9 protein-coding genes are annotated in these 14,035 nt (G+C 46.3%); 8 read left to right on the top strand and 1 reads right to left on the bottom strand.

Annotated features, from left to right (window positions below):
* Window positions 1-18 precede the first annotated feature (18 nt).
* Complete coding sequence (locus tag L6442_RS16075; RefSeq protein WP_212980699.1) at window positions 19-1,182, top strand: TolB family protein; 1,164 nt, start codon at window positions 19-21, stop codon at window positions 1,180-1,182.
* A 51-nt stretch (window positions 1,183-1,233) separates the two neighbouring features.
* A complete protein-coding gene (locus tag L6442_RS16070; protein ID WP_212980700.1) occupies window positions 1,234-1,932 on the top strand; it encodes a stalk domain-containing protein in 699 nt (232 codons plus the stop codon).
* Window positions 1,933-2,006: 74 nt separating this feature from the next.
* On the opposite strand, the gene L6442_RS16065 is transcribed toward L6442_RS16070, so the two are convergent.
* The gene (locus L6442_RS16065) at window positions 2,007-5,156 is read right to left on the bottom strand and encodes an alpha-mannosidase (protein WP_212980701.1); all 3,150 of its coding nucleotides are present in this window, start codon (window positions 5,154-5,156) and stop codon (window positions 2,007-2,009) included.
* Between the two features lie 278 nt (window positions 5,157-5,434).
* Between L6442_RS16065 and L6442_RS16060 the strand changes: the two genes are divergently transcribed.
* From L6442_RS16060 to L6442_RS16035, 6 genes are all read left to right on the top strand, one after another.
* The gene (locus L6442_RS16060; protein ID WP_212980702.1) at window positions 5,435-7,222 is read left to right on the top strand and encodes a sensor histidine kinase; all 1,788 of its coding nucleotides are present in this window, start codon (window positions 5,435-5,437) and stop codon (window positions 7,220-7,222) included.
* The gene (locus L6442_RS16055; RefSeq protein ID WP_212980703.1) at window positions 7,219-8,778 is read left to right on the top strand and encodes a response regulator transcription factor; all 1,560 of its coding nucleotides are present in this window, start codon (window positions 7,219-7,221) and stop codon (window positions 8,776-8,778) included. Before L6442_RS16060 ends, L6442_RS16055 begins: the two co-directional genes overlap by 4 nt.
* A gap of 289 nt (window positions 8,779-9,067) precedes the next feature.
* Entirely contained in the window at window positions 9,068-9,997 is a 930-nt protein-coding gene (locus L6442_RS16050) for an ABC transporter permease (RefSeq protein ID WP_212980704.1), read from the top strand.
* A gap of 19 nt (window positions 9,998-10,016) precedes the next feature.
* Window positions 10,017-10,964, top strand: a complete 948-nt coding sequence (locus tag L6442_RS16045) for a carbohydrate ABC transporter permease (protein ID WP_194231335.1) — start codon at window positions 10,017-10,019, stop codon at window positions 10,962-10,964.
* A gap of 116 nt (window positions 10,965-11,080) precedes the next feature.
* Entirely contained in the window at window positions 11,081-12,601 is a 1,521-nt protein-coding gene (locus L6442_RS16040; RefSeq protein WP_212980705.1) for an ABC transporter substrate-binding protein, read from the top strand.
* A gap of 331 nt (window positions 12,602-12,932) precedes the next feature.
* The gene (locus tag L6442_RS16035; RefSeq protein WP_194231333.1) at window positions 12,933-13,922 is read left to right on the top strand and encodes a glycoside hydrolase family 130 protein; all 990 of its coding nucleotides are present in this window, start codon (window positions 12,933-12,935) and stop codon (window positions 13,920-13,922) included.
* Window positions 13,923-14,035 lie beyond the last annotated feature (113 nt).

The following is a 14,035-nucleotide window of genomic DNA, read 5'->3' as shown; positions in this document are numbered from 1 at the left end:
TGAATAGGAGGACCCCCGATGAAGATCAATAAAGGGAAATACATCGCCGGACTGCTTGCCGCGACCTTGCTGTCAGCCGGCATCTTATCCGGCTGTAACGCAAAGCAGGAGCGCAGCACGCCGGATACAACAGGCCAAACTAGAGCCGAGACGGGAGGAGGAAAACGTGAACTGACAGTAGTCAAAGAGAGCAAACCGCCTGCCGAGCAGGGAATTGCCGTTCAGCGCATACACCGGATTGATGGCGCAAATATCGAGAAATGGCTATCAGACCATGAACTGGAAATCCAGGAAACCACGTTGGAGAAACAGGCCACGGCTACGAAGGAAGGGCAATATAGCTACCGCCGGTTCCGTTTTGATCTGGAGACGGGAAAGCGGCTGAACATCAAGGATCAGGCAGAAGCGGACCAGGGAGAAGTCATCAAATCTTTTCCATCGCCGGATGGGAAATACAGCTTCATTCAGACCTGGAAGAATAAATATACGGCCGTGAATACGATCAAAAATATCGCTACAGGAGAGCTGCGTGAAGTTGCAATCGACAATTATATGGAAATGGGCGGTTGGCTTAATAATGACTCCTATATTCTTGCAACCGGCTCGATGAAGGACCGGGGCGAGATATGGAACATATCCGTGGACGGTAGCCGGAAAAAGATTGCGCTGCAGGATTCCGACATAGAGATCTTCACCGAATTTGCTGTGGGCAACGGGAAGATTTATTACACGGATGCCAAAAGCCGCCTGAAGAGCTTCACCCCCACACAAACTCGGCCAATCCAACTAGCAGAGGATGTCTCCAGCTTGAGCCTGTCTCCTGACGGGCAGCGGATCGCCGTCTCTACCGCAGGAAACGGCGGGCAGGAAGAACCGCGCCTGCTCATCTACGATACGGGTGGTCATGTGCAAGGCTTGCTGATTGGTAAAGGTGATTTGCTGTCCTATCCATCCTGGTCCCCCGATTCCTCCAAGCTGGCTTTCGCGGTTTATACCGAGGATAAAGGTGGCATGAATGGTATCTATATTTTTGATACTGTATCCGGCAAGGTTTCGCCGCTAGGGTTATCGTATCAGCCGGTTTATCCGCTAAGCTGGAATCCTTCTGGCACCAGGCTGGGAATCACGGTGGATGACAAAGAGAAGCTGATCGTAACACATATCGTCGATTTCAAAAAATGATTTTGTTCAGAAAAAAGAGAGAGATTCGTTATGAAAAAGGAGAGATTCGTTATGAAAAAAACACTTTTGTCCGTTATCGTATTGGGGATGACTATATCGGGAGCCGCCGGTGTGTATGCCGGAAGCAAGCTTGAGAAGATCAACGCATATCTGAATCACGGCATTATCTTTAAAGTAAACGGAACCGTTCAATCCTTAACAGATAGTAATGGCAAAAAGCTGGTGCCGATCACCTATCAAAATACGACGTATTTACCAGTACGGGCCATTTCCAACATGGCTGGAATCAATGTAGAGTTCGATGCCGCCAGCCAGCAGATCCGTCTGGATACGAAACAGGCCGGCGATAGCCAACCCGTAGGTAAATTGACAACCGTCAATTACAGTGAAGCACAGATCAAGGCGATCAAAAAGGCTTACGCCAATTTCGATTCCTTTGAGACGGCTTATGCTCCAAAGCAAATGGCCAATAACGACAACTACGTTAAAGCAGTAGGTACGAGTGATGGAGTCAATCTGGTCTTTAAGCATATGATTGTTAATGTGTCGCCACGGGATTATTCCACTGGCTATGAATCCAAGAAGGTTAAGCTGGCGGGCGGCGTCAGCGCGAAGTGGTATTCACCTTCAGATACGCCGATGTTGGGTTTCCAACTGGACGACCGGACAGTGACGATCAGTTCCCCTGACGGTTCTCTGAGCAGCAGCCAAATCGAACAGATCGCTGTTAGTGTAGCTAAACTGAAGTAAGTATTGAACTGATAATTAACAAAATGCCCCCTGATGAATTTGAAATCAGGGGGCATTTTTAATCCATGAATCGTTTATTTAGCAAGATCAATAATAAAGGTTTTGATTTCGTAAGGCTCTAGCACAAAGGAAATAAGAGAGTTATGCTGCAGTTCGCCTTCCGGCTGTTCCATCAAATTGCATGCCTGCCAGGATACGAGGTTAAAGTCGCTTTCCATGTTGATAACATTTCGGCTGCCGGAAAAGTCGTGAACACGAACGATCACTTTATTATCGTCTTCGGCTTTCTTCACAGCAGAGATCATAGCTGTATTTGAAGACAGCTTGAACATGGAGCGCGTTTGTACCTCTGCGCTTCCTTGGCTGGCCTTAAGCGGATTATTGAGATCCCAGGCATTGCGGACAGTATCTCCTTGCAGCCATGTTCCCTTATGCGGGAAGAGGGAATACGTGAAACGATGGTAGCCTTGATCTGCTTCGGTGTCTGGGTGAATGGCGCATTTAATTAGTGAAAGACGCATCACGTTATCTTTAATGTCGTAACCGTATTTGCAATCATTCATCAGGCTTACGCCATAACCTTGATCGGATAGATCAGCCCATTGATGTCCAACCGTCTCAAAACGGGCCATATCCCAGCTTGTGTTCCAATGGGTTGGGCGCTTTACATTACCGTATTGAATGTCATATGTCGCCTCTGTGGAGCGAACGTTAACCGGGAAGGCTACTTTAAGCAGCTGCTGCCGTTCGTGCCAATCTGCTTCCGTTACAAAATCGATCCGGCGGCTGTTTCCGTACAAAATCATTTGCTGAGACAGCGTGGATTGTCCGTATGTCCAGGCAAAGCTGACGACGGTTCGCAATGGACTGCATTCTTCAACCTTAAGTTCAGTCAAAGCGTTGATTTCCCGTGATTTTTGCTGATAGAAAATATCAATATCCCATCCTTCGTGGGCCAGCGGCTTGTCTTCAAAAATTTGCAGAACGTTCCCGCGAGCCCCCTTCGCCAGCACCTCGCGCTGCTCTTCAATATCATAGATGCGAGTTAACTGTCCGGCTTCATTCCACTCCAGCTTGTAGAAAGGTGTTTCAACGCCGTGTGCGGTCAATACAAATGGATTTGTGCTGTCTGCCTCATACGCATTATCTTGTTGCTCGAAGGTGATCGTTGTATATCCAAGCGAAGGCACGTCCTGTACCTCTACAAGCCAACCGTTGTTGGTCTTCTCCGAGAGCAGTTCCACCCCATGAATATCCTTCCAGCGTCCTTTGGATGCTCCGTCCCATGTTGGAATTTCAACCAGTCCGGTCCATGCCCAAGGCGAGGAATTCCAAACCGTGAACTCGCCGTTATTTGCTGCTTCAGCAACAAGGGCGGTCTCGGCTTGCTGCCAAGCCTGTTTACCGATTTGCTCCGCTTCGTCATATTCAACACGACTGTCCTCGTATACCTCGCGGATGGACGAGCCCGGGATAATGTCATGGAACTGGTTGCGCAATATAATCTTCCAGCCTTCATGAAGCGAACTGCCAGGATATACGCTCCAGTCGCCGCCAATGACACTGTGCATCGCATTTAACCATTCTGTTTCTCGATACAGCAGCTCAAGCTTGCGGTTCATCAGCTTATTATGAGCCTGACTAGTATAAGTGCCACGATGATATTCGAGATATAACTCGCCATCCCAAGTATGGACATAGCTGTCTGTTTTAGCTACAGTATCGTTCAGCCTGCGGAAAAACTCATCTGCACGTCCTGTCTTCAGTTTAGGCATTCCCGGCAGCTTATCGAGTCTGCGCCGCATTTCCAGCATTTCGCGGTTGACGCCGCCGCCTCCATCGCCAAAGCCGTATGATAGCAGCAGTTCCTGGTTCATGTCTTTGTTGCGGTAGGCATCCCAGCTTCCCTTGACGGTCTTCGGCGTGATACGACCATTATAGGTGTAGAACCATGACCCTGGCTCCGACCATGGCTCTGTTGTCGTAATGAAATGGGTCAGAATTTCAGTTCCGTCAATCCCGCGCCAGTTGAATGTGTCATGCGGCATCCGGTTGTATTGGTTCCAGCTGATTTTGGTGGTCATAAACGTATTGATTCCTGACTTTTTCAGAATTTGCGGCAGGGACCAGCTGTAGCCAAAGACGTCAGGCAGCCACAAGTAATCGCAATCCGCTCCAAATTCCTGCTTGAAAAATCTTGTGCCCACCAGCAATTGACGCACAAGGGATTCCCCGGAGGTCAGGTTGCAGTCGGCTTCCAGCCACATGCCGCCGCCAGCTTCCCAACGTCCTTCAGCAGCCCGCTCTTTGATCTTTTCATAAAGCTCAGGGTAATCATTTTTCACATATTCATACAGCTGCGGTTGAGTTTGCAAGAAAATATACTCTGGGAATAACTCCATTAATCTCAAAACAGTCGAAAAGGAACGAGCGCATTTCTCACGGGTATGCTTCAGCTGCCATAGCCATGCAACATCGATATGGGTATGGCCGATGCAAGTAATCTCCACCGGAGTTGATTTTTCCATAGCTTCGATATGCTTGGCCAAATCATCCCGAGCCTCATAAAGAGTTGTGTAGAACTCAGGTGATCCTGGGTGACTCCAGTCGATCAAAGCCAAGGATTGATCTGCGTATTTCAGCAATTGGGCCCGCTCGGCCAGATTTGGATCAAGTACCTTTACAGTTTCCGCTACAGCCAACAGCGAGAAATAATAGTCATCAGCGATCTCATCAAGCCAGCAGATTTCTGCCGCGCGTATGCCGTGTGTCTGGTTCTTGCGTGGTCCTCCACCTTCAAGACCGGACCAGAGGCGGAACAGAAAATGCTGACGGGTTCCCGCGAAATCCTCGTTCAGAAAAACTTCGGTATGATTGGAATCCACGCCTTGGTAAGGCTGGCCATCCAAATAGAACAGGGACTCGAATCCGGAGTTGTTGCCGGCGCCAGTCTCTCCAAAATCAAAAATGCCCAGCACTTTTTTGCCAGTCCAATCAGATGGAATATCAATATGGGCGGACAACCATAAATAAAGGTCGCGACCAGTCCAGGTTTCACCCGTACGAAGCGGAGTCCAGGATTCGTTGACCTCGGGAATTTCAGGATTAATTTCTTTGCGCTTATCCTCCAAACTAAGGAAGGATGGAATAGAAATGCTATCACGGTAACGATAACGGGATAATTCATGAATACGCGCATCCAGCTTTTGTGAAGTAAGAAACATAGAAAAACCCCCTTGATAGATTTGGGGGGCGATGTGTATATACAGGAAACCTGGTTTAATGGCATTGATTTGCACATGACCAAGCATAATAATGCGGGGATCTTAGGGGATCATCGTACATTATAATCATGAGCCACTCATTTGTAAAGGGTACAAAAATCATTTGCTCCGTTTACAGATGCAGTGTTAAACTGGGGGCGAAGTGACCATATACAAAACAGGGTGTGTTTCATATTTCCAGAATACGTCAGTTTTATTTAAATCATGTGAAGCGGAAGATGTTCAATAAAATCGTGGTGCTGTATTCAGGGGTCATGATCGTTTTGTTTGCAATCGCAGCAGCCTTGGTGTACCAATACCAGACGCAGCGGATACTTAGCGAGCAAACGGATGACAATCTTAAAAGCGCGCAGGTTCTGAATATATATCTTAGCAGGCAATACGAAAACATCCAGAATGTATTCCAGCAGATTTACGGCGATGCTACATTAAGCGATGATCTGCTCTACTTTCTCAATCATGACTACGAGGATTATTTAAAGCATCGCCTGGATGTGTATAGCAGAATGCGGGAGCAGCGGCTGAGCTCCTTTAAGACGCTCTTAATGAATTACCTGGAGCAGGATTCAAGCGCCAAAAATGTGTCTATTTACAGCTATCCTAACGATGTACATATGCAAATCAGCCGAACTAATCAACAATTGTTTAATGGCTCTAACTCTGCTGAAGGCAAGGAAAGCTGGTATGCTGGCAGGGAACAGCACAGCTGGGATACATTGCCGCTTGAAGAACCTGGAAAAGTGCAGGAAGGAAAAGCTTCCAGGGCTTATGTATACTCCAGGGAAATAAAGGATCCGTGGACCCTGCAGCGCGTTGGCATGATGACCGTAGAGTTTGATGCCCGGCAGTTTACCTCATGGCTGGAGAGCCGTGCTGCTATTACCGGCAGGATTCTGGTGCTGACCGCAAAGGGATTGGTCATTTATGATTCTAAAGATGAATATTTTGGTCAGACTTATCCGTACCGTCTTGACACGGAAAAGGCAGGCGAGTGGGTAGAACTGAACGAGCCTTCCAGAGTCAGCATTCTGAATGTCGGTAATGCCGGTTTGTCTGTCGTGGGAATTGTATCCCAATCCTCGATTAGGGAAAGCACGCAAAGCTTGAGAACAGGACTTATCCTGGTAACGCTCGTATTTGTCGTCTTCAGCTTTGTCATCACATCTTCAATCATCAGAAAATACTCCAAAAAAGTACAGCGCATCATTCGGTCCATGAACCGCATTGGTGAAGGGGATTTGTCCACGCGGATTCAAATGTCGGGAGAAGATGAGCTGCAGCAGATTTCGCAAAGATTTAACGATATGGGTGATCGTTTAGAGCAGTATATCGACAGGATGTATGCTTCGGAAATCAAACAAAAAAACGCGGAGCTTGTAGCCCTTCAGTCTCAAATTAACCCGCATTTTTTGTATAATACACTGGAGTCTATTCGTATGAAGGCCTATTTTGAAGGCGTTAAAGATGTAGGGCAAATGATTTATAGCTTATCGGTCATGTTCAAGAGCATGGCCAAAAAGAGCACGATTGTGACGATTGAAGAAGAAATTGATATGTGTTCGGTTTATTTGGAATTGTTTTGTCTGAGGTATGAAGGACAGCTTAGCGCGAACATTGAGGTTGATCCGGATATTCGTCAGTGCAGTATTATCAAGCTGCTGGTTCAGCCAATTGTGGAGAATTATATTGTGCATGGGTTCCGCTCGCAGGAGCATGACAATCGCATTACTGTACAAGCACAACGTTCAGGAGAGCGGATCGTGATCACTGTTTTGGATAATGGAACAGGAATTCCGGAAGACAAACTCGCACACATCAGGCAGACGCTGAACAGGACGCTGGATCCGCCCGAGAAGGGTTATCGTTCAATTGGACTGATGAATGTACATGAACGGATCATCCTGAATTATGGCAGTGATTATGGTGTAACGATTAACAGTAAAGTAGGGCAAGGGACCGAGGTACGCATGGAGATACCGATGCTCATAGGAGGGGGATCTGCTTGAGAAAGGTATTTATTGTGGATGATGAGCCGCTTATTGCTAAAGGACTTTCAACCATTATGGACTGGCGCAAGTATGAGCTACAGATTACTGGTTCGGCCAATGATGGTCTGCAGGCACTGGAAAAACTGCTCCATGAACCTGTAGACCTGTTGATTACAGATATTATGATGCCAAACATGAATGGGCTGGAACTGATCAGAAAGGTAAAGGAAATGCAACCTCATACTAAATTCATCGTATTGAGCGGGTATGATGAATTTGAATATGTGAAAGTGGGAATTACACTCGGCATTCAGAATTATATTTTGAAGCCGATCAACATTGAGGAACTGGAGGCCACCATCAAGCATATTAGGGGAGACTGGGAACGCGAGGAGCTAAAACGGTTTCGCTCCGAGGAGGACTGGAAGATTCTTCGAAGCAATATTTTGCAGCGATGGGTAAACGGCGACATTGAGAGCCCTGAACTAAAGCAACGTGCCGAGCTGCTTGGAATTCCGCTTAACTGTGCCTCTTATCAGGTATATGTATTACGGCTTATCTCAGATGATCGGCCGATGTCTTACTTATATCACTTGACCAACATGGCGGACGAATTTTGCCGCGTATTGTCGGAGGAATTAGAGGACAGTGACGAAGTAATCTGTTTTCCTGATGTCGACGACGACATCGTTGTGTTAACAGCAACGATGAGTGAGGAACATGATACTGCGCAAAAAATAAGTATGGAAAATGCGATGCGCAAGCTTCACGATCTGACCGGGTTGCGTTTATGGTGCGTGGAAGGCAGTTCCGAAATCAATGATTTTAAAGATATTCAAAAAGGCTATAAAAGGGCCAAGGATCATTTTGCAGCCTATCTTATCGCTGGAGAAGATATGCTTCTTTACAGCTCATCTTCGTCAAATGAGCCTGTTCAAGGCAATTCGTCTGACGTCCGCTCGGATACCTTTTCCAGACTCCTTATTGAAGGAGAAATTTCAGCAGTTCAGGCTTATATTGCCTCTGCACTTCATGTCAGCGAGGGCAAACAGATCATACAGCGCGGGCCTCATATTAATACTGCTGTTCAGCTAATGGTCGATGTGAAGGATATGGAGAAGAACCCGGACTATGCCGAGGTGTTTGGCCCCATACCCCACATTAACACATTGCAGGGACTGAAGCAGCATGTATGGCGTATTGCTGAGCGGGGGTTGAAGCGCCGGCAGGAAGCGGAACAGGGATACAGCGCGCATGTTTCGTTTCTGGTTGAACAGGTGCGGCATAGCTACCCTGAAGAGCTTTCCTTGAAAACGTTAAGTCAGCGGCTGCAAATGCACCCGAATTATCTAGGGCAGCTCTTTCAGCAGGAGGTAGGGGCGAACTTCTCCGATTATTTGAACCAATATCGCATTGAGAAAGCGACGCAACTCCTGCTGCATACCGATCAGAAAACCACGGATATTGCTTTAAGCGTCGGGTATACGGACAGCTCCTACTTTTACAGACAGTTCAAAAAATATACAGGCGTGTCTCCCACGGAGATGAGATCGATGTACTCTAATCCGAAGTAATCGACGTGCGAGAGAAAGTCATGCCAAAGTTGGCTCTGGGCGATTCGGCCCAGGGCTAGTTTTTTTGCTGCCGAGGGAGGGTATCTTTGATTTATCCATCTCATTCTAGTATTTTTCAACTTGAGAGCGGTAACGCTTTCTTGGCACAATTGAATTAGTTAAGGGCGAGTGATACGAAAAGCGGGCGGCTCCCTTAAGGAGCCGTGTTGAAATCAGGATCATGGGGGATTTCTGATTGCAGTTAAGAGCAATGACATCACTTGATTTAACAGTATGGGGAGGGATGCTTATGTCAGCATTCATCAAAAAGGTTATTCGCAACCGATTTATGCTGCTGATGATACTGCCAGGAACAATCTGGTTTTTGATTTTCGCCTATATGCCGATGTTCGGCACGGTTCTCGCTTTCAAGGATTTTCGAATTCATCCAGATGGTTTCTTTGCAAGTGTGTTCAGCAGTAAGTGGGTTGGTTTGAAAAATTTTGAATACTTGTTCACAACCAACGATGCTTATATCATTACGAGAAATACGATTTTGTATAACCTGGCTTTTATTATTTTAGGTCTGATTATAGCGGTTGGCTTTGCCATAATGCTAAATGAGCTTGTGAACAAGCGAATGGCAAAGGTGTATCAGACAGGCATGTTTTTGCCGCATTTTTTATCCTGGGTTATTATCAGTTACTTCGCATTTACCTTTTTGAGTGTAGATAAAGGTACTCTCAATCACATTATTACCTTCTTTGGAGGAGAACCGATCAGTTGGTATTCAGAAGTGAAATATTGGCCGTTTATCATTATTTTTGTTGGGATTTGGAAAGGCGTCGGATACAACAGCGTCATTTACCTGGCGGCAATTACAGGCATCGACAAGTCCTATTATGAAGCTGCGGTCATTGACGGGGCTACGAAGTGGAAGCAAGCACGGTACATCACCATTCCACTGCTAAAGCCGCTCATGATCATTCTGACGATATTAGCCATCGGCGGTATCTTCCGTTCTGATTTTGGTTTGTTTTATCAGCTTCCGAAGGATTCAGGCGCATTATACCCTGTAACTAACGTTATAGACACGTTCGTTTATCGTGGACTGATCAACATGGGTGACATCGGTATGAGCACCGCAGCGGGTCTTTATCAATCCCTTGTAGGTTTGGTTCTGATTCTGATCGCGAACTATATCGTTCGTAAAATTGAAAAAGATCACGCGATCTTTTAATCCAAAGGAGGCGAATCTCATGACGCAGACCACAACGCAAAGCGTTCTTCAGCCGGGAAGACGGTCAAAAAAAAGAGACCATAACGCCATCTCTCCTTTATGGAATACGATCTTTAATATCGTGATCGGCTTGTTCTCATTTTCTTGCATCTTTCCTTTTTTGTTCGTTATTATTATTTCTTTAACCGATGAGCAAACTCTGGCCCTGGAGGGTTTCAGGCTGCTGCCAAGCCAGTTCAGCCTTGCGGCTTACAAATACGTATTTCAATCTAGCAACGAATTGTTGAACTCATTTGCTTTAACATTATTGGTTACCGTGCTGGGTACATTGATTAGCTTGGCTTTGGTAACGACTTACGCTTATGCGCTTTCCAGACGGAATTTTGAATTCCGAGGTTTTTTCAGCTTTCTCGCTTTCTTTACGATGTTGTTCTCGGGCGGGATGGTACCTGGATATATCGTCATGACTCAGTTTTTGCATTTGCAAAATACAATTTGGGCGTTGATATTCCCTTTATCCCTAAGCGCCTTTTCTATTATAGTGATGAGAACCTTCTTCCAGACTACGGTACCGGATGAAATTATCGAATCAGCCAAAATCGATGGTGCCGGCGAGTTTCTGATTTTTGCTCGGATCGTCCTGCCGATTTCATTGCCAGGGATTGCAACCATTGGTTTGTTCAGCTCATTGGGTTATTGGAACGACTGGTTTAACGCCTTGCTTTATTACAATAATCCTCAGTCAACTCCACCTCTTCAATTTTTGCTTATGCAGATTGAAAAGAACATGGACTTCCTGACTAAAAACGCGCAGAATCTGGGGGCATTTGATGCCGCTGCCGGGCTGCCGACCGAAACGGTCAGAATGGCAATGGTTGTACTGGCTACGCTGCCAATTGTTATGGCGTATCCGTTCTTCCAGCGTTATTTTGTGCAAGGTCTTACCGTAGGTTCTGTCAAAGGTTGATATTCAAGGTTGAAACCGCAAGTACACATCGCCGGAGAAATCCGGCTTCGATGCATCGGGTGTGTAAGCGGTATCAATAAATAATTTACTACTAAGCGACATAGGGGGAAAACTGCATGTTCAAGAAAAAAGCTTCGTTAATATCCCTTGCCCTAGTGCTTTTGCTATCAGTCGTTTTATCGGCTTGCGGCAGCAATGAAGGCGGGAAATCCAGCAATGCTTCAAATGAAGAAGCTGCTGTTCAAAGTGATGGTACCATTGACGCTTCCAAGCTGGACCCGGTTAAACTAAAAATGTACTTGATTGGACCTAATCAAAAGGATCTTCCAAAAGTTCAAGAGGAGATCAATAAATACTTAACCGAAAAAATCAACGCAACTATTGAGATCAACATGATTGACTGGGGTGACTATAGCCAAAGAATGCAAGTAATCACCAGCTCCGGTGAGAATTATGATATTGCCTTCACCAGCTCCTGGGCTTTTGATTATCTGCCAAATGTGAGTAAGGGTGCATTTAAACCGTTAAATGATTTGCTTGATAAATATGGAAAAGGCATCAAAGAGGAGCTGGACCCGCGTTTCTTAGAAGGAACAAAAGTAAATGGCGTGAATTATGGCGTTCCTGCGAACAAAGAGTTGGCGCAACAGTTTGTATGGCGTTTTAACAAAAAATATTTGGACAAGTATAAACTCGATATTTCCAAGGTAACAACACTGGAAGATTTGGAGCCGCTGCTGAAAACAATTAAGGACAACGAGCCTGCGGACATTACACCATTAGCGGTACCAAAAACCTTCAAGCCTTATCTGCCGGTTGCTTACCCGCTTGGCGATGAAATTCCAATTGCGATGTATCTGGACACCAAGGACTTTAAATTCATCAACATTCTCGAATCGCCTGAGTTGAAATCCGCTTTGACCACCATGCGGAAATATTACACAGCAGGATATTTACGTGAAGATGTTGCCACATTGGAAGGCATTGATAATATCAAAACTGGAAAATGGCTGGTTGACCGTGAAATTACACAACCATACGCAGAGCTTGGCTGGTCCAGAAATGCTGGCTATGATATCGTCACAAGACCAATGCAAGATCCTGTCATTTACACCAGCTCTGCTGCAGGCTCTATGATGGCGATCTCGGCGTATTCCAAAAATCCGGAGCGGGCGATGATGTTCTTGAACCTGCTGAATACGGATGTTAAGCTGCGCAATATGATTCAATATGGTTTGGAAGGCGTCCACTACAAAAAGCTTGAAGATCCATACATCGAAGATATGCCTGCGATGCAAGAAAATTATGCTATGCCAGGTTTCGCACTGGGCAACATGTACCTGACTTACCTGCACGAAGGGGAGCCTAAAGACAAATGGGAAGCATTTAAGAAATTCAATAGCTCCGCAGTAGTTGCTCCTACATTTGGCTTTAACTTCAATACAGATCCAGTTAAAACCGAGGTAGCAGCAATCACGAATGTTGCCAAAGAGTTTATCCCTGCATTGTACACTGGTTCAGTTGATCCTGGCGAATACTTGCAGAAAGCAGAGCAGAAATTCAAGGATGCCGGTATTGACAAGGTCATTGCTGAAGCACAAAAACAATTCGATGAATGGAAAGCGCAAAATAAATAATACTTCTTATAACCCTGGTTTTGGATCAAAAGGAGGAACGGCTTGAACTCTCGGCCGTTTCTCAGGCTGTCGAGAGAGTCTCGACAGCTTTTTTAAGATTTTAGAATTATTAAGTTTTCAGCAGAGCTGAAGAATTCTATCATCGCAATAATAATAGCCGTTAAATGCGGTCTGTCTTCTTTGAAAGTACATCGATCGAAATTTATGTTTTCTATCACTGCAAAATACGAAGGATTATGTGATAATAGCTATTGTGGCAAAAGCCTAAAAAAGCTAACCCCGCATCAGCAGCCCGAGTACGGCTCAATTAATATTAAAGGAGAGTGCACCTATGAGTACTATTATCGGAGACAAACTTCCCAACATCCCTTGGCAGGAAAAGCCAGAAGGCACGCATGCGCCGGTATGGCGGTATTCGCAAAACCCGATCATCGAACGACATGCCATCCCTAACTCGAACAGCGTCTTCAATTCGGCCGTTGTGCCGTTCGGCGACGGGTTCGCAGGGGTGTTCCGCTGCGACTCGCGTTCGGTCAGCATGGACATTTTTGCCGGATTCAGCGACGATGGCATCAACTGGAACATCAACCATGAGCCGATCACGTTCGAAGGCGACGAATATGTGACGAAACGGGAATACCGTTACGATCCGCGCGTATGTAAAATTGACGACCGCTACTACATTACCTGGTGCAACGGCTACCATGGTCCGACGATTGGCATCGCCTACACATTTGATTTCAAAACATTCCATCAGTTGGAGAATGCGTTCCTACCTTACAACCGCAATGGTGTGTTGTTCCCGCGCAAAATCGGCGAGCGTTACGCGATGCTGAGCCGTCCGAGCGACACGGGACATACTCCTTTTGGCGATATCTTTTACAGTGAAAGCCCGGATCTGACCTTCTGGGGCAAACACCGCTACGTGATGGGCACGATTGGCGGCGACGAATCGGCCTGGCAGTCCAAAAAAATCGGCCCCGGCCCGATCCCGATCGAAACCGACGAGGGTTGGCTCCTGATCTACCACGGCGTCATTAACACCTGCAATGGCTTCGTGTATCGGATCGGCTGCGCACTGCTGGATCTGGATCAGCCGTGGAAGGTAAAAGCGCGTTCGCGCAACTACATCCTTGGCCCGGAAACGCTGTACGAATGCGTAGGCGACGTACCGAACGTCACGTTCCCGTGCGCGGCGCTGACTGACTCCGAAACCGGACGCATCGCGATTTACTACGGCTGCGCCGACACGGTAACGGGCCTGGCCTTTACAACCGTAGATGAATTGCTGAAATATATGAAAGAATATCCGTTGGAGTAGCTGTAACTTTGAACACCCGAATTTGATTCTTTGCATCTTTATGGCCTCAACGGGTGCATAATACTTTTAAATTAGTGCTGAGATAATTTCTCGGCACTTTTTTTGTGATTAAA

Origin of the sequence: Paenibacillus azoreducens (assembly GCF_021654775.1) — a bacterium.
Lineage (GTDB): Bacteria > Bacillota > Bacilli > Paenibacillales > Paenibacillaceae > Paenibacillus_AQ > Paenibacillus_AQ azoreducens.
The sequence above is the reverse complement of the archived record's forward strand: the minus strand, read 5'-3'. Positions and strand labels throughout refer to the sequence as shown.